Origin of the sequence: Flavobacterium longum, assembly GCF_965137575.1 — a bacterium.
Lineage (GTDB): Bacteria > Bacteroidota > Bacteroidia > Flavobacteriales > Flavobacteriaceae > Flavobacterium > Flavobacterium longum.
Map to the genome: position 1 here is coordinate 280,858 of NZ_CBCRZJ010000004.1, position 25,407 is coordinate 306,264.

Annotated in this window: 25 protein-coding genes and 1 riboswitch; of the genes, 9 read left to right on the top strand and 16 right to left on the bottom strand. The window is 49.8% G+C overall.

The features are described from left to right. Positions 1-42 precede the first annotated feature (42 nt). Complete coding sequence (locus tag ACM9J1_RS09330) at positions 43-1,647, top strand: class I SAM-dependent methyltransferase (RefSeq protein ID WP_415581763.1); 1,605 nt, start codon at positions 43-45, stop codon at positions 1,645-1,647. Here ACM9J1_RS09330 and ACM9J1_RS09335 read toward each other — a convergent pair. The 4 genes from ACM9J1_RS09335 to ACM9J1_RS09350 are packed head-to-tail and all read right to left on the bottom strand — an operon-like array spanning position 1,638 to position 5,098. Next, positions 1,638-2,126 (bottom strand): hypothetical protein, encoded by a 489-nt coding sequence (locus ACM9J1_RS09335; protein WP_415581764.1) that lies wholly within the window; start codon positions 2,124-2,126, stop codon positions 1,638-1,640. The two genes, ACM9J1_RS09330 and ACM9J1_RS09335, sit on opposite strands and share 10 nt — an antisense overlap. A gap of 40 nt (positions 2,127-2,166) precedes the next feature. Next, complete coding sequence (locus tag ACM9J1_RS09340; RefSeq protein WP_415581765.1) at positions 2,167-2,952, bottom strand: ABC transporter ATP-binding protein; 786 nt, start codon at positions 2,950-2,952, stop codon at positions 2,167-2,169. Continuing rightward, positions 2,949-3,971 (bottom strand): iron chelate uptake ABC transporter family permease subunit, encoded by a 1,023-nt coding sequence (locus ACM9J1_RS09345; protein ID WP_415581821.1) that lies wholly within the window; start codon positions 3,969-3,971, stop codon positions 2,949-2,951. The genes ACM9J1_RS09340 and ACM9J1_RS09345 overlap by 4 nt, the downstream gene beginning before the upstream one ends. Continuing rightward, a complete protein-coding gene (locus ACM9J1_RS09350) occupies positions 3,971-5,098 on the bottom strand; it encodes an ABC transporter substrate-binding protein (protein ID WP_415581766.1) in 1,128 nt (375 codons plus the stop codon). The genes ACM9J1_RS09345 and ACM9J1_RS09350 overlap by 1 nt, the downstream gene beginning before the upstream one ends. Positions 5,099-5,163: 65 nt before the next feature. Further along, a riboswitch (cobalamin riboswitch) is annotated at positions 5,164-5,356 on the top strand. 29 nt (positions 5,357-5,385) lie between these two features. On the opposite strand from ACM9J1_RS09350, the gene ACM9J1_RS09355 reads away from it, so the two are divergent. Further along, positions 5,386-7,218 carry a TonB-dependent receptor gene (locus tag ACM9J1_RS09355; protein WP_415581767.1) on the top strand — a complete coding sequence of 611 codons (1,833 nt, stop codon included), beginning with the start codon at positions 5,386-5,388 and terminating at the stop codon, positions 7,216-7,218. Positions 7,219-7,221: 3 nt separating this feature from the next. Then, positions 7,222-8,316 (top strand): YncE family protein, encoded by a 1,095-nt coding sequence (locus ACM9J1_RS09360; RefSeq protein ID WP_415581768.1) that lies wholly within the window; start codon positions 7,222-7,224, stop codon positions 8,314-8,316. 47 nt (positions 8,317-8,363) lie between these two features. Here ACM9J1_RS09360 and ACM9J1_RS09365 read toward each other — a convergent pair whose 3' ends face one another. Both ACM9J1_RS09365 and ACM9J1_RS09370 read right to left on the bottom strand, forming a co-directional pair. Further along, positions 8,364-8,975, bottom strand: coding sequence for an N-acetylmuramoyl-L-alanine amidase family protein (locus ACM9J1_RS09365; protein ID WP_415581769.1), 612 nt, complete (start codon positions 8,973-8,975; stop codon positions 8,364-8,366). 64 nt (positions 8,976-9,039) lie between these two features. Further along, positions 9,040-10,476 carry a S41 family peptidase gene (locus ACM9J1_RS09370; protein ID WP_415581770.1) on the bottom strand — a complete coding sequence of 479 codons (1,437 nt, stop codon included), beginning with the start codon at positions 10,474-10,476 and terminating at the stop codon, positions 9,040-9,042. Positions 10,477-10,584: 108 nt separating this feature from the next. Between ACM9J1_RS09370 and ACM9J1_RS09375 the strand changes: the two genes are divergently transcribed. Genes ACM9J1_RS09375 through ACM9J1_RS09395 form a run of 5 tightly spaced genes read left to right on the top strand, consistent with a single transcriptional unit; the run spans position 10,585 to position 13,418 of the window. Continuing rightward, complete coding sequence (locus tag ACM9J1_RS09375) at positions 10,585-11,100, top strand: RNA polymerase sigma factor (RefSeq protein ID WP_415581771.1); 516 nt, start codon at positions 10,585-10,587, stop codon at positions 11,098-11,100. Continuing rightward, a complete protein-coding gene (locus tag ACM9J1_RS09380; RefSeq protein ID WP_415581772.1) occupies positions 11,081-11,524 on the top strand; it encodes a hypothetical protein in 444 nt (147 codons plus the stop codon). Before ACM9J1_RS09375 ends, ACM9J1_RS09380 begins: the two co-directional genes overlap by 20 nt. Before the next feature lie 23 nt (positions 11,525-11,547). After that, positions 11,548-12,309 carry a DUF4252 domain-containing protein gene (locus tag ACM9J1_RS09385; protein WP_415581773.1) on the top strand — a complete coding sequence of 254 codons (762 nt, stop codon included), beginning with the start codon at positions 11,548-11,550 and terminating at the stop codon, positions 12,307-12,309. 27 nt (positions 12,310-12,336) lie between these two features. Then, positions 12,337-12,873, top strand: a complete 537-nt coding sequence (locus tag ACM9J1_RS09390; protein WP_415581774.1) for a DUF4252 domain-containing protein — start codon at positions 12,337-12,339, stop codon at positions 12,871-12,873. Between the two features lie 8 nt (positions 12,874-12,881). Then, a complete protein-coding gene (locus tag ACM9J1_RS09395; RefSeq protein ID WP_415581775.1) occupies positions 12,882-13,418 on the top strand; it encodes a DUF4252 domain-containing protein in 537 nt (178 codons plus the stop codon). 57 nt (positions 13,419-13,475) lie between these two features. Here the strand turns inward: ACM9J1_RS09395 and ACM9J1_RS09400 are convergent, their stop codons facing one another. The 5 genes from ACM9J1_RS09400 to ACM9J1_RS09420 form a co-directional block, all read right to left on the bottom strand. Further along, positions 13,476-13,931 carry a sterol desaturase family protein gene (locus tag ACM9J1_RS09400; RefSeq protein WP_415581776.1) on the bottom strand — a complete coding sequence of 152 codons (456 nt, stop codon included), beginning with the start codon at positions 13,929-13,931 and terminating at the stop codon, positions 13,476-13,478. Then, positions 13,931-14,797: a phytoene/squalene synthase family protein gene (locus tag ACM9J1_RS09405; protein WP_415581777.1), complete on the bottom strand. Its 867-nt coding sequence runs from the start codon at positions 14,795-14,797 to the stop codon at positions 13,931-13,933. Before ACM9J1_RS09405 ends, ACM9J1_RS09400 begins: the two co-directional genes overlap by 1 nt. Continuing rightward, on the bottom strand, positions 14,794-16,260 hold the full coding sequence (locus tag ACM9J1_RS09410; protein WP_415581778.1) for a phytoene desaturase family protein: 1,467 nt from the start codon (positions 16,258-16,260) through the stop codon (positions 14,794-14,796). Before ACM9J1_RS09410 ends, ACM9J1_RS09405 begins: the two co-directional genes overlap by 4 nt. A gap of 62 nt (positions 16,261-16,322) precedes the next feature. Further along, the gene (locus ACM9J1_RS09415) at positions 16,323-17,219 is read right to left on the bottom strand and encodes a MerR family transcriptional regulator (RefSeq protein ID WP_415581779.1); all 897 of its coding nucleotides are present in this window, start codon (positions 17,217-17,219) and stop codon (positions 16,323-16,325) included. Positions 17,220-17,355: 136 nt separating this feature from the next. Beyond that, positions 17,356-17,751 (bottom strand): RNA-binding S4 domain-containing protein, encoded by a 396-nt coding sequence (locus tag ACM9J1_RS09420; RefSeq protein WP_415581780.1) that lies wholly within the window; start codon positions 17,749-17,751, stop codon positions 17,356-17,358. A gap of 195 nt (positions 17,752-17,946) precedes the next feature. Here ACM9J1_RS09420 and ACM9J1_RS09425 point away from each other — a divergent pair, with 195 nt between their 5' ends. After that, positions 17,947-18,891: an FKBP-type peptidyl-prolyl cis-trans isomerase gene (locus tag ACM9J1_RS09425; RefSeq protein WP_415581781.1), complete on the top strand. Its 945-nt coding sequence runs from the start codon at positions 17,947-17,949 to the stop codon at positions 18,889-18,891. A gap of 70 nt (positions 18,892-18,961) precedes the next feature. On the opposite strand, the gene ACM9J1_RS09430 is transcribed toward ACM9J1_RS09425, so the two are convergent. From ACM9J1_RS09430 to ACM9J1_RS09450, 5 genes are all read right to left on the bottom strand, one after another. Next, positions 18,962-19,912, bottom strand: a complete 951-nt coding sequence (locus ACM9J1_RS09430; RefSeq protein ID WP_415581782.1) for a transketolase family protein — start codon at positions 19,910-19,912, stop codon at positions 18,962-18,964. 150 nt (positions 19,913-20,062) lie between these two features. After that, positions 20,063-20,914 carry a transketolase gene (locus ACM9J1_RS09435; RefSeq protein ID WP_415581783.1) on the bottom strand — a complete coding sequence of 284 codons (852 nt, stop codon included), beginning with the start codon at positions 20,912-20,914 and terminating at the stop codon, positions 20,063-20,065. 146 nt (positions 20,915-21,060) lie between these two features. Further along, positions 21,061-22,641, bottom strand: coding sequence for a T9SS type A sorting domain-containing protein (locus ACM9J1_RS09440; RefSeq protein ID WP_415581784.1), 1,581 nt, complete (start codon positions 22,639-22,641; stop codon positions 21,061-21,063). A gap of 18 nt (positions 22,642-22,659) precedes the next feature. Next, positions 22,660-24,219: a hypothetical protein gene (locus ACM9J1_RS09445; protein ID WP_415581785.1), complete on the bottom strand. Its 1,560-nt coding sequence runs from the start codon at positions 24,217-24,219 to the stop codon at positions 22,660-22,662. 114 nt (positions 24,220-24,333) lie between these two features. After that, on the bottom strand, positions 24,334-25,407 hold the full coding sequence (locus tag ACM9J1_RS09450; RefSeq protein WP_415581786.1) for a helix-turn-helix domain-containing protein: 1,074 nt from the start codon (positions 25,405-25,407) through the stop codon (positions 24,334-24,336).

Genomic DNA, 25,407 nt, shown 5'->3' on the forward strand with positions numbered 1-25,407 from the left:
TTGCTTGTCAAATTTCATATATTTGATGAACAATGATTTCTTATGATCGACAAACACAACCTCCGCAGCACCATTTTCAAACACCTTGACGGCTTGGTCACCGCGCCCGTAGCCTTTGCGCTACACGAGAAAGGCGTACTCGATTACCTTCTCGATCGCGGGCAGGCAACGCTCGCCGAACTCACCGAAACCTTCAAGGCCAACGAAGGTTATCTGAATGTCGGGCTGCGCGTGTTGTGTTCACAAGGTTTTTTGGATTACCATCTCGATGCGGAAAACGATGTGATTTCCTTCCGCGTGACCGAGCAATCGAAGCCGGCTTTTTCGCATGCGCATTTTTACAAAGACGTGGTCGAACTCCTGAAATTCTCCCAGGATTTCCATCCGCGGTTGTTTGACGAAGCGCCGTTTGGCAGGCTCGATGCCATTTTCGAAAAATACAAATCAGGCTACGTCACTTTAGCTGACGACGACATGACCCGCGGCATCCAGCAGCAAATCCTCAAACACATCGAAGGCCATTTGGTTGGCCCGACGCTCGTAAGGCTGGGCATGAGCGGCATGTTCCACAAATATTTCATGGAAACGTCTTTCCGCCCGGAGGAATTCCACAAATCGCCAGACTTGTTCCAGAAAATCCTGAGTTTTTTTGCATGGTTGGGCTGGTTCAACGAGAAGAACGGGAATTTCCAGTTCACCGAAACCGGCCTGTTCTTCGCCAAGCGCGCCTCGGCTTATGGCGTAACGGTTTCGTACTTGCCGACGTTTGCGAAAGTGGATGAACTCATGTTCGGAAACCCGGCGGTATTGCGCGTCGGTGAAGGCGAAGACGAACGCCACGTAGATCGGGAAATGAATGTTTGGGGCAGCGGTGGTGCGCACGATACGTATTTTAAGGTCGTCGATGAAATCCTTGTGGAATTGTTCAACCGCCCGATCGAGCAGCAACCCAAGGGCATTTTGGATATGGGCTGCGGAAACGGCGCTTTCCTGCAACATATTTTCGAGGTCATTGACCGGCAAACCCTGCGTGGGAAAATGCTCGACGAGCATCCGTTGTTCCTGGTCGGGGTTGACTATAACCAAGCCGCACTCAAAGTCACGCGCGCCAATTTGATCAAGGCCGATATTTGGGCGAAAGTCATCTGGGGCGATATTGGCCGTCCGGATGTGCTCGCCCACGATTTGATGGAAAATTACAGCATCGACCTCAAGGATTTGCTCAACGTCAGGACATTTCTGGACCACAACCGCATCTGGACCGATCCGACTCATATAACAGCGGGCCGCATCAGCGCGTCAACCGGCGCATTTGCCCATCGCGGACGACGCATCCCGAATCATTTGGTCGAGGACAACCTGCTCGAACACCTCCAGAAATGGTCGCCGTATGTAAAGAAGTTTGGCTTGTTGCTCATTGAGTTGCACACCATCGCGCCTCATTTGACCGCGGCGAATCTTGGACGTACATCGGCTACGGCTTACGATGCCACGCATGGGTTTTCAGATCAGTACATCGTGGAAATCGACGTCTTCAACAAAATTGCGTCGGAAGCCGGTTTGTTCCCGGATCCGGCCGTGTTCCGCCGTTTTCCGGATTCAGATTTGGCCACGGTCAGCATCAATTTGTTGAAAGGTCAGCCCTGAATGAATTTCATATAAGAAGTCAGCGCGTTGTTCGCAGTTTTCTCTAGCGATGATTTGGCTTCGTCCATGTCGTCCTTGAGCTGTCCGTCTGGCCCAAAAAAATCCTGTGGTGTCATCTTGAGCAACGTTTTCTTCGCATAGATTTCCCGAACGGTAAACCGGAGGCGGCATGATGCTTCCAGAAATTCAATCTTCAAAGTGTATTTGATGCGGTGCGAAAACAATTCGCCGAGGTTGTGGTAAAAGAAACCGTTTTCCTTGTATACATCGATGTCCAAACCATTGGCCGTTACATTGTAAATGTCGTATTGTTGTTTGAAATAGTAGTCAGCCCAGGCCTTCGTAAGGTCGATGAGCTTTTCGTTTGGACGGTTCGGACGCTGGATTTCCACAGGTTCGAAACCGCGCGGGGTGAGTTCAAATCCTTGCGCAGTGGCCAGTGATGCGGTCAAAAGAAATAGCATGTACAGGTGTTTCATTGCAACAAATTTTAGTCAATTTAACCCAATGCGCCGGGGTTTACAAATCCGTAAAGACAAACTTAACTTTTTCGGCATCGAACCTGATGTTCGGATCGGTGAACAGACCGTCGAGCGCTTTGCTGGTCATGAGTTCCTGTGGCGTCGCCTGGGTGATTTTTTCCCCGGTCATCAGTACGATTTCGTCGCTTATTTCCATCGCCATTTCGATGTCGTGCGTTGAAAATACGATGCATTTCCCGGCGTTGTGCGCCAATTTCCGCAAAAGCCTGAACAACGAGATTTTGTGTTGGAAATCCAGATGTGTCGTGGGTTCATCGAGCACGATCAGCGGTGTGTCTTGGGCCAACGCGCGCGCAACCAACACTTTTTGCAGTTGTCCGTCTGAGAGTTCGTAGTGTTTTTTTTTGGCGAGCCACGACGTATCGGTAAGCAACATCGCTTCGTCAATCTGCGCCAAGTCGTCGGGTGTAAGCGTACCCAGCCAGTTCGTGTAGGGCTGTCTGCCGAGTGCCACCAATTCAAAAACGGTAAGGTTGCTCGGCGGGAGTTTTTCGGTTAGTACCAAGGCAAGTTCTTGCGCCAGTGCTGCGGAAGTATAATCCGAAACGTTTTTCCCGTGGAGCGATACCACGCCGTTCAACGGCCGTTGGATGCCAGTAAGCGTCCGAAGCAAGGTTGACTTTCCGATGCCGTTTGCCCCAATCAACGCGATGAGTTTTCCGGGCATAAAACCCAACGAAACGCCCGATGCAATGACGTTTGCGCCTTGTTTGTTTGGGTAGCCGATGCTGAGGTTTTCGGTATGGAGCAGTATCGGGTTCACGTGAGTTTGCGTTTTTTGAGGATAAGCCAGACCACGACCGGCGCACCAATAATCGAGGTGATCGCGTTGATGGGCAATGTCACGTCGGTTCCCGGTACTTGCGAAAACAAGTCGCACACCAGCATGACGATAGCGCCGAGCAAGAGTGTCGCCCAAAAAAGGATATTGTGGTTGCTGGTCTGGAAAACCAATCGGGCGATGTGCGGTACGGCCAGCCCTACAAAGGCGATCGGACCGGCAAAAGCCGTAATGCTGCCGGCCAAAAGGCTCGTGGCCACAACGATGACAAAAGTCGATTTCCGATAATCCAACCCAAGGCTTTTCGCATAGTTTTCGCCCAACAACAGCGCGTTGAGCGGCTTGATGCTGTACACGGCCAGCGACAGTCCGCCAACCACCGCACTAGCGAGAATCCCCACGGAAAGCCACGACAGGTTGCCGAGATTCCCGAGTGACCAGAACATGAATTTCTGCAATTGTTCCGCCGAACTGAAATACGTCAGGACGCCCACGAATGCGCTGGTAAAACTCCCGAACATCAACCCTACGATCAAGATTGCCGCCGTATCGCGCAATTTTTGCGACACTGCCATCACGGCCAACAACACGAGAAAACTTCCAAGACAGGACGCCACGACAATCCCATACGAGGACAGCATCCAAGACGTGGCGGGAAGCAAACCCGCGCCCATAACGACAACGGCAACGCCCAAACTCGAGCCGGAGCTCAGGCCCAAAACGTACGGCCCGGCCAACGGGTTGCGGAACAACGTCTGCATCAGCAATCCGGCTACGGATAATCCCACGCCGGCCAGTACGGCGGTTACGGCTTTGGGCAAACGGTAATTCACGATGATGTAATCCCAGGTTTCGCGTGAGGTTTGTCCGCCCGCCAGACGTTGGAAAGTTTCTGCAATCGGTATGCGTACGGAACCAAGACTGATGTTCACCAAAAACAACAATACCACAGCCAGCAACAGCGCGGTAAAGATTAATGTGGTGGACGTCCTGGATCGCATCATTTCATTTTTTCGAAAAAGACGAGTTTGTGATTGGGCAACAATTCCGGGTGCAGCATTTTGATGACATCCTGTAAGACCAAGTCGGGGCGGTTCGGCGCGAGTTCGTAATAAAGGATGCCGCGGTTTTTCCCGACTTTAAAGGTATAAACATTTTTGTTGCGGAAGGCTTTGAACTGGTCGTAATGCGGGTTGCTTTCAAGGACTTCGGCCAGTGTAGAGAATTGCCCTGGCGCGATCCAGACATCGGCATTCCCGGCTTTTTCCAGCACGGCTTCAAACGGGAGCGATTGGCTGCCCGTACCTTTGGTTTCGGCCCAAGGATATTGCCCATTCGCGTCCTTGATGAACCGCGCGCCCCAACTCTCGCCACTGGCTACATTCCATTTGTTCTCGAAAAGGCCGCCCATGAGCACGACTGGTCTTTGCTTGGCCGAACGCGCCAGTGCGATGGCTTTTTCATATCCCGAAACAACTGCGTTAAAGATGGAATCTGCTTGTTCTTCTTTTCCGTACAGCACGCCGAAAAGCTTGATCCATTCGGCTTTTCCCAGCGGGTTTTGCTCGTTCCAGTCGCCGTTGAGTACGACTTTGATCCCGGCATTTTGCAAATTGTCCAACGCAGGATTGTGGTTGTCGATGCCGTATCCGATGAGCACGTCCGGGTTGAGGTCGAGCACGACCTCGGTATTGAGCGATTGGTTTGATCCGAGTTCGCGGATTTTTCCGGCAGCCGCGCGGTCAAGTATTTTTTCGGACGAAATGTATTTCAGGTTCGGGAACCCCACAAGCGTCTGCGCCACACCGAGCATTTCCAGCGACGGGATGTGCGTGGTCGAGGTGACGATGATTTTGTTGATTGGGACAACGACCGACGGAAAACCTTTGAGGCTATCCGGCACGATGGCATCCTTTTTTTTCAGGACGTAAGCAAATGTTTTTTCGGCGTTAGGCCAAGGCTGCGTGACCGTAAGCAGTGAATAATCTTTGTAGGCCACTATCGAAAAACCGGACGCGAAACGCACCTCATTCCTTCCGTTAGTCTTCGTGTCCGGCTCTTTCGAAATATCCTGTCGGCACCCGATGACGGTCGGTAAGACGAATAACAAAAACAGTAGTCTGGTCATGGACATGGTTTTGGATGCGAAGTGCAAAAGTATGTTTTTGTCGTCGGGTGAACAATATTTGGCCTATATTTGCATCGCCTTAAGGTTGCCGTCCTGCCTCATTATCCAGGACCGCATGAAAAGGGAACCAGGTGGAAATCCTGGGCTGTACCCGCAACTGTAAGCTACAAAGACTGCCGCTCCGCAATGCCACTGTGAAAAACGGGAAGGCCGCGGCAGGACGCAAGCCAGGAGACCTGCCTTATCGCACAAACGAGTACATCTTCGGGGACAAAGATGTTGACTGGATGACAAAGAAAAACTATCTTTTATTGGGCATCTTTTTTTGGTGCCATTGTATTTTTGCACAAGGCGACCTGTTCGCGCTGCGCGAAGTCATTGTCTCTGACCGGCAATTGCGGGAATATACAACAGCCCAATCCGTTTTGGTCCTAAACGATTCGGTCATAGAGAAGAACGGTTCTGCGCTGGTGTCGTTACTCAATTATAATTCAACGATTTACTTTAAGGAAAACGGCCTGGGCATGGTGGCCTCACCGTCGTTCCGCGGGACAACGGCGCAACATACGGCCGTCGTCTGGAACGGGCTTAACATCAATTCGCAGTTCAACGGCCAAACCGATTTCAACGCGGTGAACACACAGAATTTCGACGGCGTCATCGTGCGTCCCGGAGGTGGCAGCGTGTTGTACGGCAGCAGTGCGATTGGCGGCAGTGTGCATCTGGACAATGCCCTCAGGTTCGGAACACGTTTTACGAACGAATTTCGAGGTTCGTACGGCAGCTTCAGTACGGTTGGGGCCAACTACAGGATTGCCACAGGCTCGAACCGTTGGGCGGTGCAGGCCGGAATATCGCGCCAGCAATCCAGCAACGATTTTGAGTTTCCGCAGGAAGGCCGCCGCAATGAGAACGGACAATATTACAATACGTCGGGCCAGTTCAGTCTCGGCTATAAAATAAACGAAGACAATCTCGTGTATCTGCACAGTGTCATTTTTGATGGCGACCGCTATTTTTCGTTGATTTCGCCTACCGATACCCGTACGAAATACCACGATTTCAACACTAGGACGATGCTGGAATGGCAAAACGTTTCCGGTGCCTTTTCATCTCGGTTGAAAGCGGCTTTCCTTACCGAGCGCTACGATTATTTCGGACAGATTGACAATCCTGCAAGCAATTATGGGCAGGCGCAGACTTTCGTTGCGAAATACGATGGCCGATATGCGTTCAATGCATCGACCCAAATCAACGCCTCGGCCGATTTCACGCAAACCGATGCAACAGGTTCAGATGTCGGGAAACCATCGCGCCAGATATCATCACTGGCCGTACTTGTGAAAAGCCGCCCCTGGAAAAAATGGCTGTTCGAAGCGGGTTTGCGACAGGAAATCACAGCGAATTATGACAGCCCATTGTTGTTTTCGGCAGGCATCGAGTGGCAAGTTTTTCGGTGCTATGGCTTGAAAATCAGCGGGTCCAAAAATTTCAGGATACCAACGTTCAACGATTTGTATTGGTTCGATGGCGGAAACCCGGCGCTACGCCCGGAAACTTCGTTGCAAGGTGAAATCGGGAACCAATTCAGCTACCGCAACTGGAAGCTGCGCGTCACGGGCTACTACATCGTCATCGACGACATGATCCAGTGGCTGCCTGGCACGGTGACGACTTGGCGCCCGGAGAATGTCAACAAAGTAACGTCATACGGCGTGGAAAACACCTTGGAATGGGAACGGAAGACCGCGTCCGGGCATTGGAAAATCTTCGGCACGTACGCCTACACGATTTCCGAAAACGACCGCACCGGCAAGCAACTGATTTATGTGCCATTCCACAAAACCACCGGTGCGTTGGCGTATACCTGGCGAAATATTTCAGCCGACTATCAAATCTTGTATGTGGGCGAAGTGTTTACCCGGTCTGACAATGATGCGCGCTACAATCTTAATGCGTATACCGTTTCCAATATCGGTATTTCCTATGGTTTCGGGAAGCAGCAGATGGTTCGTGTCGGTGCGCGTGTCCTGAACCTTTTCGACGAAAATTACCAGGTTGTGGCCGGACGGCCATTTCCGGGACGAAATTATAATGTATTTTTGAACCTTAAATTTTAACTCATGAAAATCAACAAACTATTCCTGTCGGCTTTTTGTATCACGCTGCTCTGGTCGTGCAGCAGCGATGATGGCGGCGGCAGCGATGAACCGCTCGGGCAATATGACAATGGCGTGCTCGTCCTCAATGAAGGCGACGCGGTGTCCGGCTCAATAACCTACATCTCAAATGATCTGGCCACGGTAGAACAAGATGTTTTTACAAACGTCAACGGCAGCAGCCAATCCATCGGCGGTTATACCCAGTCGATCTTCATGGATGGCGATAAAGCATACATTATCTCGGGCTGGTCGAATAAAATCACGATTGTCAACCGATACACATTTGCGTATGAAGGCACCATTTCTTCTGGTTTGGCTAATCCGCGTTACGGTGTGGCGCTCGATGGCAAGGCGTATGTGACCAACCTGAACACGTTCGATACCAATACCGACGATTATGTAGCGGTAATCAACCTTTCCACGCTGACCCCGGAAGCCCCGATTGCCGTGAACGATTACGCCGATAAACTCGTGGCGCACAACGGGAAATTGTATGTGGCCAATGGCTCGTTCGGTATGGGAAGCCATGTCACCGTAATCGACGCCGCAACGAAAACCATCCTGACGACACTTGACATGGGCCAATCACCGAATGCCATCGGCGTCAAGGACGATACGGTTTACGTGCTTTGTGGTGCGATGACCGGCGATTCTAAATTGGTGCGTATCGCTACCGTTGATGATCCGGACACAACGGGCGAAGGCGAAGACGAAGAAGACACGATTGAAAGCGAAGTGATTTTTGACGGCGCGCTTGTCAATGCGCAGAATATGGATATCGACGGCACTCGATTTTACTTTACCGTTGGGGCAAAGATTTATCGCGCGGCGCTCAACGCTGTAGCCGTAAATGATACGCCCATCATCAACACCGGATCTACTTCAGATTACATCGGCTATGGTTTTGCGGTGAACAACGGCCGGATTTACATTGCCGAGGCGACGGAAGATTTCACTTCGAACGGAAAAGTTTACATCTATTCGACATCAGGCGGCAGCGCCATCGATACGAAAACCGTTGGGCTCGGGCCAAACAGTTTTTATTTCAACGAATAAGAAAACGTATTTTAAAAGAAAAGGCTTCCGTTTTCGGAAGCCTTTTTTTATTGCAATCCTTGAATGAAATCGAGGACCGATTGTGCGATTTTTTCTTGTCCGGTGTCGCCCGTAAGGTATTCGCGGTCTGACGGATTGGAAAGGAAACCCAATTCCACGACCATGGCCGGCGCCTCGGATTTGTTTAGGATGAAAAACGGCGCTTCTTTGATGCCACGGTTTTTTACGTTCAGGTTTTCGCTGAGTTTCCCAGCCAGTTGTGTGGCCAGCGCTACAGATTTTTCGCGGTTTGCGTTGTGGGCCTTTGGCGTGTATATCTCAAAGCCTGAAGTTGTCACGTTCTTGTTGTAATTGACGTGAATCGACACCACAACATCCGGTTTGATTTGGTTGATGAAATCGGCGCGTTCGGCCAACGTCATCGACTGGTCATCGGTGCGCGTAAACACCAAGTCGATGTTTTCATTTCTTTTTAGCGCTTTGATTTTGTCGCAGATTTGCGCCGTGATTTCTTTTTCGGTAAGCATTTCGTGCATGGCACCGTAGTCGTTGCCGCCATGGCCTGCGTCGATCACTACCGTAATTTTTTTTCCGTCTCCGGGATGAAATGCCATTAAGGCCGTAGCCGACAGCAACAGGAAGATTTTGCGTAATGCCATAACAGAAAGGTTAGGTTTGTATTGATAACGAATATAACCTTTCGGATATTATGTCGGAATTCGCTTATAAACGGGTTTTCAAAGGTTTATCAACATACATTTGGTCGCGCAGCCCGTCGATGGATTTGGCATCCTTGAACCGTTGCGGCTGACGCTCCGGATTTTGCCTGACCTTGCGTCCGTCGGCGGTGATCAAACCGATGGCGGTGCTGAGGTAAGGTTCATTGGCATCGCCCAATACGCCGAGATTCCCGAGATTTTCCAGCAGCGGATAATCTGGCGTCAAGCCGTTTTCCTGGTAATCGCCGAAGCCGTTTTTGTTGACGATTTTCAGCACGATGGGCTGCATGGCATATCGGTGATCCGGGTTGCGGCCTTCGCGTCCGAAGTCCTCGGAATCGTACAGCGTTACCGAGCCAACATTTTTCCCGACGGTATTGTCGCCGATCTGCACCACGTCGATATACGGCGCTAAACCATTGATGACGAGTTCGCTCGCGGATGCGGTACTTTTGGTCGTTAGGACATAAACTTTACTGAGGTTAAGGCTGTTGAGGGCAGCGCCGTTTCCGATGTTATTCGTGAAATTGTTGACCAATGCGCCTGGATTTTGCGATTCATAGTACGCCTGCGCTTTGGCGTTCCATTGTTCCTTGGCGAACAACTGGCCGTTGAATTGCCCGGTGATCATGCTGGCCAAACGCGTTGCCGTAGCTACCGAACCACCCGAATTGTAGCGTAAGTCGAGCACCAGATCGGTGATGCCTTGCGATTGCAATTGCCCGATGGCGTTGTTGAGCTGGCTTTCGTAATTCGCATAAAACCCGTTGTAAACCAAATAGCCGATCTTATGTGTGCCGTCCTCGATGACCGATGTCATGTAAACAGGATTTTCCGAATAAACCGCTTTTGTTAAGGTAACAGACTCGCCGTTGGGCGTGATGTTGCCGCCGTCATACGTGGCGAGGTTGAGCGTATAGGTATCGGCGCCGAGCAGCGTACGATAATTGTCTACGGTAAGCTGCGTTCCGTTCACGGCATAGAACAAATCGCCGCGCTGTATATTTTGGTCTGAAGCGTCCGAATTGGGCAAAATGTAACGCACCCAACCGAAGATGTCGGTGGTGCTGCCGGGTTTGTAGCGCAACTCGAAATCTACGCCGTTGTTTTTGGTCGTTCCAGAAAGTACGCCTTCCAAAACCGTGTAATCGCTGTAAATCACACTGAACCGGTCGATGGCAGCGTCGGTGCGCAAACTGTTGAACAAAACCGCAGGATCGCTATAGCCCGAAAGGAAATTATTCAATTCGCCCTGGTTGGCGAAACGGTCATCGGCGAGGTTGGCGACATCTTCCTGCCACAAGTAATACAGGTTCATGCCTTTCCAGACGAAATCATATACTTCTAAGTTTTCCGGAACGTCGTTATCGGTCTGGTCATCGCACCCGATAATCATAAAGAATGACAGGAAAACCACCCACAACAGAGAAATCTTTTTCATCGCTAATCTTTTGGAAATAAACGTAAATTTACTTGAATTAGTTCTCGATTAAAATTTTTTTGTAACAAAAAAAATTAAGCTTCGTCTGGGCTTTAAATCATCAATCAAATGAACCAATCGGAGTTCATACATTTAATCAATCCGTTCAAGGACAAAGTATTCAGGATGGCCAAACGGCTGCTCGTGAGTACCGAAGAAGCCGAAGACGCCACGCAGGAAGTCCTCGTGAAACTCTGGAACAAAAACGACAGTTTGGATCAGTACAACAGTGTCGAAGCGTTGGCCATGACAATGACCAAGAATTATTGCCTCGACCAACTCAAATCCAAACGCGCGTCGAACCTGAAGATCGTGCACAACAACTTCACCGACCGCGAAGCACCGCTCCAGAAACAGATCGAGGACTCCGACACGTGGAACTGGGTAGAGAAAATCATCGGGACATTACCCGAACAACAGAAACTGATCGTACAGATGCGCGACATTGAGCAGTACGACTACGAAGAAATCGCCAAAATACTGGAAATGAATGAAACCGCTGTGCGTGTGGCACTTTCCAGGGCCAGAAAAACGATAAGAGAAACCATGATAAAAGCACACCGCTATGGAATTGCACAAAATTGAATCATTGCTCGAGAAATACTTTGAAGGCGAAACCTCGGTTGCCGAAGAAAACCAATTGAAGGATTATTTTTCTTCTGCAGGCGTGGCGCCCGAAATGGAGCCATACCGGCCAATGTTCGCTTACTTCAAACAAGCGAAGGCCGAAACTGCCCACAAAACATTTGAATTGCCCGCCATGAAAACCAACCGCGTTGCATGGTTGTCTATCGCTGCTTCGGCGGTGGTATTACTCGGTGTCGGGCTGATGTTCTTCAACCGGCCACAGTCTCAGGATTTGGGCACTTTCGATGACCCAGAAGTCGCCTTCCGCGAAACCCAGAAAGCGCTTGATTTGCTTTCGGGCAACGTCAACAAAGGCATCCAAGGCATGCAGTACGTCCAGGAATACGAAGACGTGAAAACCAGCGTATTCCCGTCAAAATAATCATTAATCAAAAATCAAGAATCATGAAAACCACACTGAAACTCGTTGCCGCCGCGCTCATCGCATTTGCACCGGCACTGTCTGCACAGACTTCATTCGACAAGTTTGAACAAGACGAAAATTTCACCACATTGACCGTCAACAAAAAAGCGTTCGGCATGCTGGCCCAAATTGAGACGGAATCCAGCGCGAAGGAAGCGCAACAGGCCAAGGAAATGGTCAAGCAGATAGAAATGTTCAAGGTAATTGCCACCGAAAAGCAAGCGGCAGTCGCCGGATTGAAATCGGCTACGGAAAGCTACATCAAATCGGCCAGATTGGAAGAATTGATGCGGGTCAAGGAGAAAGGCGCCGAGTTCAAGATCATGGTCAAGTCGGGCGTCAAGGAAAGCCAAATCACCGAAATCCTGATTTTCGCGCAGGAAACAAACAAAGAATCGGGCGCGGCGACGATCATCGTCAAAGGGTTGTTCGACATGGATGAACTCACCGACCTCACCGACAAAGTCCTGCCGAAAGCCACCGATGCCAAACTCGACGCGAAATTGTCTGACGTGAAAGATGCACTGGTCTTGAAGGTTTCGCCAAATCCTGCCACAGATGTTTTCTATATCAATACCACTGCGCCTGCAGAAGTGAAACTCTACGACGGTTCAGGTCGTTTGGTGAAAACCCAGCAGTATTCCGCCGAAGGTGTTTCCACGTCCGGCATCGCACCGGGCAGTTACGTGGTAGAAATCACCACCGAAGGCCGCCGGCAAACGCAACACATCGTCATTAAATAACAATCCCTAATTATTAAATCATACCACATGAAAAAGTTAATCGTAACAGCCATAATCGCCCTGATGCCCGTTTTGATGTTTGCGCAACCCGCATTCTCAAAATTCGAAGATAGGGAAGACGTCACCACGGTGGTCGTCACCAAGAAAATGTTCGAAATGATGGGCAATGTAAAGAACAAAGAGTCGCAGCAATACCTGAACATGATCAAGAAGTTGGAAAACCTGCGCGTATTCACGACCCAGAACACGAAGACGGCCGCCGAAATGAAAGCCACTGCCGAAAAACACATCAAAAGTGCTGGGCTGGAAGAATTGATGCGCGTGAATGACAAAGGCCAGAACATCAGGATCATGGTCAAGACCGGCAGTAGCGAAACCAAAGTAAAAGAGCTTTTGATGTTCATCCAGGATTCAGGAAAAGGCGGCGAAACCGTTTTGATGTCGCTCATCGGTGAATTCGATTTGAACGACATTTCCATGCTGACCGAGAAAATGAACCTTCCCGGCGGCAACGAACTCAAGAAAGCCGGTAAAGGCGCAAAAGGCCCGAAAGGTCCTAAATAATCACAGACATGAAACGGATGTATCTTTTTTTGCTTGCGGCATTGGTGTTGGCAAGCTGTGGTTCGGAGCCGACGCTGCAGAAGTATTTTGTGGAGAAGACCGAAGACAAGAATTTCGTGGCGGTAGATGTTTCGCCATCGATCCTGAACCTCGATCCGGCGACGTTGAATGCGGAACAAAAGGCTGCCCTGCAATCTTTCGAGAAGATGAACATCCTCGCGTTCAAGGCCGCCGAAGATTCAACGTTGTATAACGCCGAACGCTCCAAGGTAAAAGCCTTGCTCAAGGACGAAAAATACCAGGAGTTGATGAAATTCGGCTCGGCTGGCGCCAGTGGTTCGCTGAGTTTCGTCGGCGACGCTGAACACATCGATGAATTCATCCTGTTCATGGCACAAAAGGAAACCGGTTTCGCGGTGGTCAGGATTTTGGGGAAAGACATGAACCCGACCGGCGTGATGACGCTGATGTCGCTTCTTCCTCAGGCCAATCTGGATCAAGGCCAATTGAAACCGCTTCAGGACATGCTCGGTAAAAAGCAATAGCCTTCCGAAAATACCAATCATCAATCAAGAAAAAAGCATCCGTAGTAGGATGCTTTTTTATTTTTTGTCTTTCAGGTATTTCATCGGCACCCAAAGCATGCCGAAACATTCGCCATCTTCCTTGCCGATGTGTTTGTGGTGCATTTTGTGCGCGCGACGGACGCCCCGTGCGTAACGGCCGTTGGCGTTTCGGAACATCTTGAAACGCTGGTGGATGAAAATGTCGTGCACCATGAAGTAGGCCAGCCCGTAGGCGAAAATCCCCAAACCGATCGACAACCCGATCTTGAGAATGTCATACTGCCACAAAAGGAAAAACCCGATGCTGATCACAGCGTAGAAGATGAAAAAGGCATCGTTTCGCTCAAACCATGAATCGTGGTCTTTCTTATGATGATCGGCATGCAAGTACCACAAGAAACCGTGCATGATGTATTTGTGGCTGAACCACGCCATGAATTCCATGACGCAGAACGTCAACAGGAAAACCGCGATGTAGATAAACCAATCCATTACAACATATTTAGTTTATAGGAAAAATAACTCTTGGCGAATACCCCGAATTTTTCGTAATCCGGCACGCGGATGCGGCGGTTCTTGATTTCGGTGGACGGCGTGTTCTTGAGCTTGGACAAAAGCCTGCGGTAATACCGGTATGCGGTGTACACCCCGAATTTGGCTTCGAGCGGCAAGTGTAAAATCCCTTCGTAGCCTTTGCGGAAATCATCCTCTATTTCATCGATGATGGCTTTTTTGGAGGCTTCGTCGAGCTTGTCGAGATCGGCCTGTGGGAAATAACTGCGGCTGAGTTCGTCATGGTCAGTCTTCAAATCGCGCAGGAAATTCACTTTCTGGAACGCCGAACCCAAATGCATCGCAGCGTCTTTGAGCTCTTCGTATTTTTTATCGTCGCCGCGCACGAACACTTTCAGGCACATGAGGCCAACCACGTCGGCCGAACCGTAGATGTAATCGGCGTATTCCTGATGCGTGCGATACACTTGTTTGGTGAGGTCGAGCGCCATACTGTTCATGAACGCATCGATCAAATCACTCGGAATGTTGTATTTATAGACCGTATGTTGGAACGCATTGAGCACCGGATTCAAGCTGATGCGATGGTCCATCGCCAATTGTAAATCGTTGCTGAACATCTCAAAGAGTTCGGTTTTCCGGTATTCGTGGAACGTATCGACGATTTCATCGGCCAGTCGTACAAAGCCGTAAATATTGTAAATGTCTTGCCTGATGGTTGGCGCAAGCATCCTTACCGCAGCCGAAAACGACGTGCTGTACGCTTTGGTCACGTTTCGGCAGCACTGGTCAGACACTGTGTCGAATAGTGCTTTGTTGGTGTTGCTGTGGTTCTTTGTACTCATGGTTTCAGTTGTTTTTTGATTAATGCGGCGGCCAGTTTACCCGAAATCAGGGCAGGTGGCACGCCAGGTCCGGGAACGGTGAGCTGCCCGGTGAAGAAAAGGTTTTTAACCTTTCGGCTTTTGATTTTCGGACGAAGGAATGCCGTTTGGAACAGCGTATTGGCCAACCCGTAAGCGTTTCCTTTGTATGAGTTGTATTCCGAGACGAAATCATTGACACAGAACGACTCGCTAAATATAACGTTATTTCTGATGCTTTGGCCCGTGACCGTTTCAAATCTGTTTACGATGACTTCGAAATAACGGTTTCTTAACGTTGGCGTATCTTCAATGCCCGGCGCCAAAGGAATCAGGAAAATGCCTGCTTCTTTCCCGTGGGGCGCTGCCTGTTTGTCGGTTACCGACGGAAAACTGGCATAGAACAAGGGCTTCTCTGGCCACGCCGGCGTGTCGTAAATCGCTTTGGCATGTTCATCGAAATCGGCATCGAAGAACAGCGTGTGGTGTTCGATGTTGTCGAGTTTTCGGTCGAAGCCTACGTAAAACAGTAAAGCAGACGGCGCAAATGTCTTCTTCTCCCAGTATTTCTCGCTGTACGACCGGAGGTTTTCGGCGAGCAGTGTTTCCGTGTGGTGATAATCGGCACCGCTCAAGACAATCGGCGACGGATAATATTTTCCGTTGGCGACGATGCCAGTTGCGCGTCCGTCCTCGACCTTAATTTCTGAGACATTGGCGTCGGTAATGATCCTCACGCCCAACGATTCGGCGAGATTTCCCATCGCGCTGACGACGCTGTACATGCCGTGTTCCGGATACCACGTACCCAGACCGAAGTCTGCATAATTCATGAAATTGTAGAACGATGGCGTGTTAGATGGTTTCGCTCCGAGAAACAACACCGGGAATTCAACGGTTTGGATGAGGCGCTTGTCCTTGAACAATTTCCGAACGTCGCCGCTTACCGTTCCCGCAAATTGCCCGATGTTCATGATCGTGTCCGTCGTGATGAGTTCCAGCGGCGACAATCCGGGACGATAAACCAAATCCGTAATCGCGATTTCGTAATTGCGCTTGGCTTTATCAATGAACTTCTTCAATTTGGCACCGCTGCCTTTCTCAATCCGATCAAATGCGTTTTCTATCGCGGGCAAATTGTCAGCAATGTCTATGGCATCATTCTGCCCGAAATAAACCCGATACGCGGGCGACAATTTTTCTAGGGTGTAAAAATCAGAAGGTTTGCGGTCGAAATCTGCGAAAAACCGTTCGAAGATGTCCGGCATCCAATACCAAGTGGGGCCGATGTCAAACGTGAAACCGTCGCGTTTCAATTGTCGCGCACGGCCGCCAATGGTACTGTTTTTCTCGAAGATCGTGACCTCATGTCCGTCCTGGGCCAAATAACAAGCGGCAGCCAATGACGAAAAGCCCGAACCGATGATATTGATTTTCGTTTTCATATGTTGTTTAACAAATTTATATAAAAGTTAAACAAAATGAAAAACTTTTATGAAAGTTTTGGTTAAAGTTCTTTCACCAAATGGTCAATCGATCCAAAAACCGATACGCGTGGCGGCAGCTTTTCTTTTTCCAAAGCCATCGTGTTGCGTCCCAAAAGCCAGACTTCGGCATCGGGCGCAATGATTTCGCCAAGCATTTTCGACAGGTAGGCATCGATGTCTTCCGTTAACGGTTTGACGGTAAAATACGAAACAAAAGTGACATTGTCAAAGTATTTCCGAATGTCGGCCAGACAACTCAGCGGAACATTCGCACCCAAATAAACGGCTTTGAAACCATGCCGCAGGATTTCGTGGTGCAAATACATCAGGCCGATTTCGTGGATTTCGCCCTCTGGAAGATACAACACGAACAACCGGTCATCGCGCCGTGGCGGAATCGATTGCAATTTCTCCGTATTGGTCAGGATTTTTTGCCGTACCAATGCGCTGATGAAATGTTCTTGCGCAGGTGTGATTGTGTTGGTTTGCCACAGCAGGCCGATTTCTTCCATGAGCGGAATGATGACTTCATAAAACACTTCAGGGAAGCTTTTTTCGGACAACAGCCTGTCATAGGTGTCTATGAAAAGCGTCTGGTCAAAGTGCATCATCGCCATCTTGAATGCGTTAACGGCATGGATGCCCACGCTTTTCTTCGAGATGATTTCGCCGACCATGCCGTTGATTTTCGCATCGTCCAGTTTAGAAATCTTCGAGATCTTGTAACCATGGTTGTGTAGCATGGTAATGTTCAGCAGCTTTTGCAACGCTTCGGTGTTGTAATACCGGATGTTGGTGTCGGTGCGCATCGGCTCCAGGACATTGTATCGTTTTTCCCAAATCCTGATCGTGTGCGCCTTGATTCCGGAGAGGTTTTCAAGATCTTTGATACTGAAGATACTTTTTACGTTGTTCATGTTTTTGACAAAAAGATTAAACAAAAATAAACAAAAAAAGTATTGTTCACCCAAAAACTTCATTTCAGTGCATAAAAAAACCTTGAACAACAAGGTTTTGAAGCGGTGCCGGGGTTTCTTGCTTAACAGAATGGGTTTATTCTTCGTCCGGCCATGCCGCATCACCATCGGCGTCGGCAAAATCGTCGAGATCGCGTCGGTCTTTTTTGGTCGGGCGGCCGTCGCCTGTCTTGCGGTAATGTTCTTTGGACAACTTGAGCATTTCCAAATGGGCGAACGCTTCGGCGGGCGTTTCATCTTTTCGGTAAATGTCTACCAATTTCGGGCCTACGCGGTTGGCTGGAATGTCCAGCACGACCAAGATGCGCGTGATTTGGTCTTTTCGGAACGTAATCGTATCGCCCGGGAAAACCTCTTTGGACGGTTTGGCCACTTGCGCGTTCACCGTGATATGGTTTTTCTTGCAGGCTTCAGTCACCATATTCCGTGTTTTATAATAGCGTACGCACCAAAGGTATTTATCGATTCGCATAGTATTTTTATTGTGGATGACAGTCGGTCTTATGACAAACGAGATTGTCGGCCCGAACGTACTTGCCGATTTTCTTGGAAAAACTTCGATTTTCTACTGCCGAAAAATTTGAGCACATTTCATTTCCAAATTCGGCGTTAAAACTGTGACAAAAATAAACCAATATTGTATCTTGCGCACGTTTAAAAATACGCTATGAAATATTTTTCTAAAACCTTGTCCATCCTTGTTTTGGTACTCATTGCTATTGCGACGTCATGTTCGAAAGACGACGGTGGCAGCAGCGTTTCGCTCCGTGATTACCAAGAGCAATATGAAAAGGATATTGATACCATCGACTATTTCATCGACAATTATTCGATGACCGTATCTGCAGATTTTGATGTTACTTTCACGAAAATCACTGCGCAGAATCCGGGAACGTCGATCCGCAACCAAACCGATTACGCGTTGGAATTCAAATATATTGAGGTGGAAGACCAAGACATCACCACGCCCGGGCAACCCAACGGTTACAAGATGTATTACATCAATTTCCGAGAAGGAAATAACCTACGCCCAAGTAAGGTTGATTCGGTCTATGCGTCGTACAAAGGCGTTCGCATCAACAACGACGTGTTTGATCAGGCCGACAACCCGGCGTGGTTGCCATTATACGCCACCATTCGGGGTTGGCAAGAAGCCATGCCAATGTTCAAAACAGGCATTTACACTTCGGGCGGCGGGCCAGATCCGGTAACCTTTGCCGACTTTGGCGCAGGTGTCATCTTTTTGCCTTCAGGACTTGGCTATTATTCACAAACCAGAACAAACCTGCCAAGTTATTCGCCGTTGATATTCTCGTTTAAGCTTTTGGAATTGAGTTACATCGATCACGACCGCGATGGTATTTTGTCAAAAGATGAAACAGATTTGTATAATGACCCGGAGCAAGTTCCAGACGGCGATGACATTTTAAAGGTCGACACCGACAGCGATGGCACAATTAACTTGCTTGATGTGGACGACGATGGCGATGGCATCAAAACCAAGCATGAAATCCACAAGGATGACGCTGGAAACATTATCTTCGAGGATTGCGACAACGACGGCATCCCGAATTATCTCGACGCAGACAGCAACGGTCAGACTTGCAATTAAAAAAAGTGTTACCTATAAAAAAATCCCGTTCCAGATAGGAGCGGGATTTTTATTTTCGGACGTTTCCTGATTATTTCCTTTTCATCACCCGATGTACGGCTTCCACGATGGCCGCACTATTGAGCCTGTATTTGTCCATAAGTTGTTCCGGCGTTCCCGATTCCCCGAAAGAGTCGTTCACGGCCACGAATTCTTGCGGCGCCGGTTCATGCAGCGCCAACACGCGCGACACGCTTTCGCCCAATCCGCCCAAGATGTTGTGCTCTTCGGCAGTAACCACGCAACGTGTTTTGCGCAATGATGTCAAGATGGCTTCCTCGTCGAGCGGCTTGATCGTGTGGATGTTGATGACGTCGGCGGAAATGCCCTGCGCTTCCAACGCTTCGGCAGCCACCAAAGCTTCCCAAACTAAATGGCCGGTAGCCACAATTGTGACATCGCCGCCTTCATTGAGCAATACCGCTTTCCCGATTTCGAATTTTTGGTCGGCAGGCGTGAAGTTAGGTACGACCGGACGGCCAAAACGCAGGTAAACCGGGCCGTGGTGTTCGGCGATGGCAATGGTTGCGGCTTTGGTCTGGTTGTAATCACAAGTGTTGATGACCGTCATGCCAGGCAACATTTTCATCAGGCCGATGTCTTCCAGGATTTGGTGTGTGGCACCGTCTTCACCCAAAGTAAGTCCGGCATGCGAGGCGCAAATCTTTACATTTTTATCGGAATAGGCCACCGACTGGCGGATTTGGTCATACACGCGGCCTGTAGAGAAGTTTGCGAACGTTCCTGTGAAAGGAATTTTCCCGCCGATGGTCAAGCCGGCCGCAATGCCGATCATGTTGGCTTCGGCAATCCCGACCTGGAAAAAGCGCTCCGGATGGTTTTTCTTGAAATCGTCCATCTTGAGCGATCCGATCAAGTCTGCACAAAGTGCTACGACGTTCTCATTGGTTTGCCCGAGTTCGGTTAAGCCGGCGCCAAAGCCTGAACGGGTGTCTTTACTTCCTGTATTTTCGTATTTCATTTTAGTTGATAGTTGTTAGTGGTTAGTTGCCAGATGTTTTATTTGACCATCAATACATCCACTGTTATTGTAATTTGACTATTTTTATTTGAAACCATTCATCAGGCGACTCAAATGTTTAGCTGACAGTGCCCAGATACGAGTCTCAAATCAATAATCCGCTTCTCCTTCGCAATAATTCTGCAACAGCGCAGTTTCCAGCTGTGCGTCATTAGGCGCCTTGCCGTGCCAAGCGTGCGTATGCATCATGAAGTCTACGCCGTGGCCCATTTCTGTGTGCAACAATACGCAAACCGGTTTCCCATTTCCGGTTCTCGATTTTGCATCGGTCATGCCTTCAATGATGGCGTCCATGTCGTTGCCTTTTGCGATTTCGACCACATCCCAGCCGAACGCTTCAAACTTCGCGCGGATGCTGCCCATGTGCAGGACTTCATCCGTAGCACCGTCTATTTGTTTGCCGTTGAGGTCAATCGTCGCGATGTAATTGTCCACTTTATAGGCGGCCGCATACATCATGGCTTCCCAGTTCTGTCCTTCCTGCAGTTCACCGTCACCGTGTAAACTGTACACGATATGGTTGTCTTTGTTGAGTTTTTTTGCCAATGCTGCACCGATGGCCACGCTCATGCCTTGCCCCAGTGAACCCGACGCCACGCGTACGCCCGGCAAGCCTTCATGTGTGGTCGGGTGGCCTTGCAGCCTGGAATTGATGTGCCGGAAAGTGGCCAGTTCGCTGACGGGAAAATACCCGCTACGCGCCAGAACGCTATAGAATACTGGCGAAATGTGGCCGTTCGAAAGGAAGAAGATGTCTTCTCCAACACCGTCCATATCGAACGCATCTTTGCGGTCCATAATGACTTGGTAGAGCGCCACCAGAAATTCGGTACAGCCCAGAGAACCGCCCGGATGCCCGGAGTTTACGGCGTGCACCATCCGCAAAATGTCGCGGCGCACCTGGATGACCATGTTGTTGAGTTGTTGAGGGTTAGATGTCATCTGAAACGATTAAGTTAAACTGCCGCAAAAGTAGTTTTTATTTCGGCGGTTGGCAAACGAAAGTTATCAAGAGTTGTGGATTACTTTGGCCGCGCTACTAAAAGAAAATCCCGCCGAAGCGGGGCATTCTCTAACCAAAAAAACTATTACTCCTTGACTAATTTGAAGTGCGCACTGCCGCCGTCGGCATCTACGCTGATCATGTAAATCCCTGATGGCGCGGTGAGCGCTACGGTTAATTCTGACATGCCTTCGTATCGCGCGCGATGGATGATTTGCCCGGATAGGTTGGTAACCTTGAGTTGGATATTGTCATAAGGCCGATCGAGGGAAATCGTAAAATCTGTTTTCATGGGATTTGGAAACAACCTGATGTCGGTCAACCTGTTTGCAGGCATAGACAAAATCGCACCGGATGTCCGGAAGAGCCAGTAATCTTCCAGCCCGCGTGTGGTTTCGGTCTTGTCATCTGAAATGCCTGAGGCCGAAGCGCACGCCATCATAAAGTCACCGCCGGGGAGCGGCAGGATGTATGGCCCGGATTCGTCTGCGTCACCGCCGATAGAATTCTGGCTGGTCACATTCCCACCGGCATCGATCCGAACCAGCCAAAAATCATAGCCGCCGTTGGACGCCTCGGTCTTGTCGCCGGATGCGTTTGAATTGGAATAGCCGGCCACGACATAACTGTTGTCGGCCAGTTGCTTGATGTCTCGCAAATAATCGGTTCCCGAACCACCGATGGTATTTTGCCACTGGATTGTACCCGCCGCATTGAGTTTGACCAGCCAATAATCGTAATCGCCATTTGAATTTTCTGTTTTCTCACCTGAAATGCCTGAAAGCGAATAGCCGCCAATCAAATAGCCGCCGTCCGCGGTCAAGATCATATCTCGCAAAGCATCCGAAGCATTCCCGCCAATCGTGTTCTGCCAAACAATGCTGCCGGTTGCATCTAATTTTACGACCCAGTAATCAGTTCCGCCATAGTTGGCTTCGGTTTTGTCTCCCGATAGGGGTGACGACGAAAATCCGGCGATGAGGTAGCCGCTATCGGCCGTCTGTGCCGCTGCCTGCACACGGTCTATCAGGCTACCGCCAATGGCATTTTGCCAGGTGATGTTTCCGGTTGTGTCGAGCTTGAGTATCCAGAAATCGCGCTGGCCGTTGCTGGCTTCAGTCTTGTCGCCGGTGGCACCCGAATCTGAATAGCCCGCCACGAGGTAGCCGCCGTCGGCTGTTTGCTGGCCATACGTATCAAAGTCTGGGTTGCTGCCGCCATAGGTTTTTTGCCAGACAATGTTGCCCGAAGCATCCAATTTCAGGATCCAAAAGTCTAGCCCGCCACGCGAATTTTCGGTTTTATCTCCGGAAATGTTGGAGTCTGAACCCGCCAGAACGATGTAGCCGCCGTCTGATGTAGGTTTTACGACATTCACGAAATCATCACCGCTGCCGCCGATGGTGTTTTGCCATTGGATGTTGCCGGTATCGTCTACTTTCACCAACCAAATGTCGAGTGCACCGTTGGAATTTTCAGTCTTTTCACCCGAAGCGTCCGAAGCGGTGTAGCCAGCGAGAATGTAGCCGCCGTCCGGCGTAGGTTCGAAGGAAGTGAGCACGTCGGCCTGAGAGCCGCCAATGGTTTTTTGCCACGCAATGGCCGGGTCTTGTGCAATCGCGCCGCCTGTCGCTAAAAAAAATGCAAATGCGTAAAGGTGTTTCATATTTGAAAGTTTAAGTTCTTAGAAATTGCGACCAGATACGGTGACATTATCGATTCCGAATTCATCGCCGAACTGCCATGCCTGATCGTTCACCGCTTCAAGGAATAGATACAGATAACCATTGTTGGCCACGCTTGCCGTCACGTTGACATTGTAGGTATAGGCAGTCCACGCATTTGCGTTTCCGGTAGCCGCATTTGCCGTAGCTGCAATTGCGGTATAAGCGGTATCATTGGTACTATAAGACATGCCGATGCTGAAATTTCCGGCCACCGAATTGTTGTACCGGTACATGGTATAGCTTACCGTCCAATTGGTGAGTGTAGCGCCTGTGGTGTTATGAACGCGCAGTTTGATGCCACCCCAATAGGTGTCACCGCCCGCTTTTAATCCCAGCATACGATTGCCCGACACGTTAAATGAATACGCACCGAAGTTTGCGGTATTGTTGGCTACGTTGCCCGTACTGATGCCGCGTGCCGGTGCTCCGGTGGTGTGCGTTCCGCCCCAGTTGGTCTGGGCCACATCACCATGGATTTTCCAAACGTCGGAGTCGAGCCTGCCTGCGGTTGGCGGCGGATCGAATCCCGTTCCGGTGAAAGTGGAGAAATTTTCCGCGAAACTGAGCGTCATTTCATCGTCAACAATCGTACACGTGTCTGTATTTGGCGTTCCGATGGAATTTGCGCCGGATCCGCCGGTAACATTCGTAATGGAGAAAGTCAATGTGACGTTGTTGTCGTCCGCTACATTGTTGTTAACATTAAAAACGGTTGTGGTATAGGGTGACGCCGTTCCGGCCGGGATTACAATCGTACGCGGTCCGGTTTGTGTCAGGCGGCCATATGCGCTCGACGCAATGGTGACACTGACGGGCGAAGTCGAGACGTTCGGGAAACTGAATGTCAAATTGATCGTGTTCGGGGCAGCATTTTCATTCTTGCTCTGGTTCTGCTGAACAAAAGAAATGATGGTTGGTTTGGCCGCAATGGCGCCACTGTATGGGCTTCTGACCGCAATGCCCGGCGATGTTCCGCTCAATGCTGCTGGTGTCGCTTCGAAGCAGATGAATTTTCCGATGTCGGTATCGGTTAACATGTAAGTCAAGGCGGTAGTACCGGCAATCGGTGCGGCATTAAGCCCGGCGGCCGAGTCCGCGCGATACCATATGTAGCTGTGTGTGCCAGCCGGATCACTTTCTGTATCGGAATACAAAAATGAACCGGTGAGTGTCTGTCCGCTGGTTTGCGTTCCAGAAAACGAGACCGATGAAGCCACCGGCGCGTTGTTGAGACAGTAAATATTTTCCCAAGTGCCGGCGATGCCGTTGTAAATCTGTAGGCAACGCGTGGTACCGTCGGCGAGCATGATGAGCATGCCGTCATCGGCAGCCGTAATGGGAATGGTATTGCGCTGGGCAACCGTGACCCGCGGTGGCAACATTCCGCCAAAATTGACGTTGTTCGACGAGCTTTTTACCTCGAGTACCGAGGCCGGGCTGGGCGTGGTCGTGTTGATGCCAACTTGGGCGAATGAAATCTCGGCCACCAAAAGTAGCCATAGTAAAATCTGCTTCATAATGCGAAAGATGAAGCATTAGTGCGGAAAAATCGGGTTCGGGGCGTTTATTCCGAAACTAGTAAGAATGGACAATCTCGGCGTTCGGATTGTTGCGTTATGGCAAAAAGCCGACTATTTTCCGGCCGTTGCGCGATACTCTGAAGGCGTGAGCGAGGTCACTTTCTTGAAGGCAGTGTTGAACGTGGTTTTGGAGTTGAAGCCGGCTTCCAGCCCAATCGCAACCAGCGTGTAATGTGCGTAGTCGGGGTTTGTGAGGTACGACTTGGCTTCTTCTACGCGGAGCATGTTGAGGTAATCCGGGAAACCCATACCCAGTTCTGCATTGATGGTACGCGACAAATGTGTTTTGCTTAGGTGCAATGATTCGGCGAGTTCATCTAGGGTGAGCGTTGGTTTGAGGAACAGACGGTCGTCCACCAACAATTTCTGGAGCGCGACGATGTGTTCGTTTTTGAGTGTTGGTTTTTTGGCTTCTGGCCGCGGTCTCTTTTTTTCAGGTTCGCCGAAGCGGTAAATCCCTACGTGACCGGTCCAGTAAATCACGGCCGTCATGCCCAGATAGACACCGTACCAATATTCTGTATCGTAAACATAATCGAGAAACGTGATGTAGAGCCAGATTACCCAAAGCACCGACAGGGTCAAAATGACTTTCTTGAGCCATGCGGTGCGGATAACGTCAGGCGTTTGGCTGTTTTTTTCCGTTCGCCTGACGCGCCGGAACAAAAATATTAAGATGGCCAGGTCACAAGCGATGGAAGCCACTTCTATGTCGCGCTCCATGTGGGCGAAGAGCGATAGGCGATAAACATCAATGCCGGAGAGCGCCAATATTTTGAAGGTTGTTGAATAGGCCAGCGCCACACCGAATGGCGCAAATGTCCAAAGGTGTTTTTTTTGCCACCGCCACTCAGCGTTCAGGAAAGACAAGCCAAAGAGCAGCAGCAGGCCGCCGGAGAGGAATGCGAAAGGGAGAAAATAGATTTCATTGAGTTGCCTTTCGGTGATGAGCCCGACATCTTCGAGATAGTATTGAAGGTTATCTAAGGAAAACGACAAAATAAACGCTGCCAGAAAGATCGTGCTGGCTACGCGGTATTTTTTGGACAACAGCACCACGAGTGCGAATACGATGCCTTGGGTAATGCCCGCGAGCATGAGGCTGTTGTATAGGTTGAAAGTCAT

Excerpts from the sequence above, each read along its gene's own strand:
- ACM9J1_RS09330 (WP_415581763.1), top strand. The coding sequence starts at position 43 with ATGATCGACAAACACAACCTCCGCAGCACCATTTTCAAACACCTTGAC.
- ACM9J1_RS09335 (WP_415581764.1), bottom strand. The coding sequence starts at position 2,126 with ATGAAACACCTGTACATGCTATTTCTTTTGACCGCATCACTGGCCACT.
- ACM9J1_RS09345 (WP_415581821.1), bottom strand. The coding sequence starts at position 3,971 with ATGCGATCCAGGACGTCCACCACATTAATCTTTACCGCGCTGTTGCTG.
- ACM9J1_RS09350 (WP_415581766.1), bottom strand. The coding sequence starts at position 5,098 with ATGACCAGACTACTGTTTTTGTTATTCGTCTTACCGACCGTCATCGGG.
- ACM9J1_RS09355 (WP_415581767.1), top strand. The coding sequence starts at position 5,386 with ATGACAAAGAAAAACTATCTTTTATTGGGCATCTTTTTTTGGTGCCAT.
- ACM9J1_RS09360 (WP_415581768.1), top strand. The coding sequence starts at position 7,222 with ATGAAAATCAACAAACTATTCCTGTCGGCTTTTTGTATCACGCTGCTC.
- ACM9J1_RS09365 (WP_415581769.1), bottom strand. The coding sequence starts at position 8,975 with ATGGCATTACGCAAAATCTTCCTGTTGCTGTCGGCTACGGCCTTAATG.
- ACM9J1_RS09370 (WP_415581770.1), bottom strand. The coding sequence starts at position 10,476 with ATGAAAAAGATTTCTCTGTTGTGGGTGGTTTTCCTGTCATTCTTTATG.
- ACM9J1_RS09375 (WP_415581771.1), top strand. The coding sequence starts at position 10,585 with ATGAACCAATCGGAGTTCATACATTTAATCAATCCGTTCAAGGACAAA.
- ACM9J1_RS09380 (WP_415581772.1), top strand. The coding sequence starts at position 11,081 with ATGGAATTGCACAAAATTGAATCATTGCTCGAGAAATACTTTGAAGGC.
- ACM9J1_RS09385 (WP_415581773.1), top strand. The coding sequence starts at position 11,548 with ATGAAAACCACACTGAAACTCGTTGCCGCCGCGCTCATCGCATTTGCA.
- ACM9J1_RS09390 (WP_415581774.1), top strand. The coding sequence starts at position 12,337 with ATGAAAAAGTTAATCGTAACAGCCATAATCGCCCTGATGCCCGTTTTG.
- ACM9J1_RS09395 (WP_415581775.1), top strand. The coding sequence starts at position 12,882 with ATGAAACGGATGTATCTTTTTTTGCTTGCGGCATTGGTGTTGGCAAGC.
- ACM9J1_RS09400 (WP_415581776.1), bottom strand. The coding sequence starts at position 13,931 with ATGGATTGGTTTATCTACATCGCGGTTTTCCTGTTGACGTTCTGCGTC.
- ACM9J1_RS09405 (WP_415581777.1), bottom strand. The coding sequence starts at position 14,797 with ATGAGTACAAAGAACCACAGCAACACCAACAAAGCACTATTCGACACA.
- ACM9J1_RS09410 (WP_415581778.1), bottom strand. The coding sequence starts at position 16,260 with ATGAAAACGAAAATCAATATCATCGGTTCGGGCTTTTCGTCATTGGCT.
- ACM9J1_RS09415 (WP_415581779.1), bottom strand. The coding sequence starts at position 17,219 with ATGAACAACGTAAAAAGTATCTTCAGTATCAAAGATCTTGAAAACCTC.
- ACM9J1_RS09420 (WP_415581780.1), bottom strand. The coding sequence starts at position 17,751 with ATGCGAATCGATAAATACCTTTGGTGCGTACGCTATTATAAAACACGG.
- ACM9J1_RS09425 (WP_415581781.1), top strand. The coding sequence starts at position 17,947 with ATGAAATATTTTTCTAAAACCTTGTCCATCCTTGTTTTGGTACTCATT.
- ACM9J1_RS09430 (WP_415581782.1), bottom strand. The coding sequence starts at position 19,912 with ATGAAATACGAAAATACAGGAAGTAAAGACACCCGTTCAGGCTTTGGC.
- ACM9J1_RS09435 (WP_415581783.1), bottom strand. The coding sequence starts at position 20,914 with ATGACATCTAACCCTCAACAACTCAACAACATGGTCATCCAGGTGCGC.
- ACM9J1_RS09440 (WP_415581784.1), bottom strand. The coding sequence starts at position 22,641 with ATGAAACACCTTTACGCATTTGCATTTTTTTTAGCGACAGGCGGCGCG.
- ACM9J1_RS09445 (WP_415581785.1), bottom strand. The coding sequence starts at position 24,219 with ATGAAGCAGATTTTACTATGGCTACTTTTGGTGGCCGAGATTTCATTC.
- ACM9J1_RS09450 (WP_415581786.1), bottom strand. The coding sequence starts at position 25,407 with ATGACTTTCAACCTATACAACAGCCTCATGCTCGCGGGCATTACCCAA.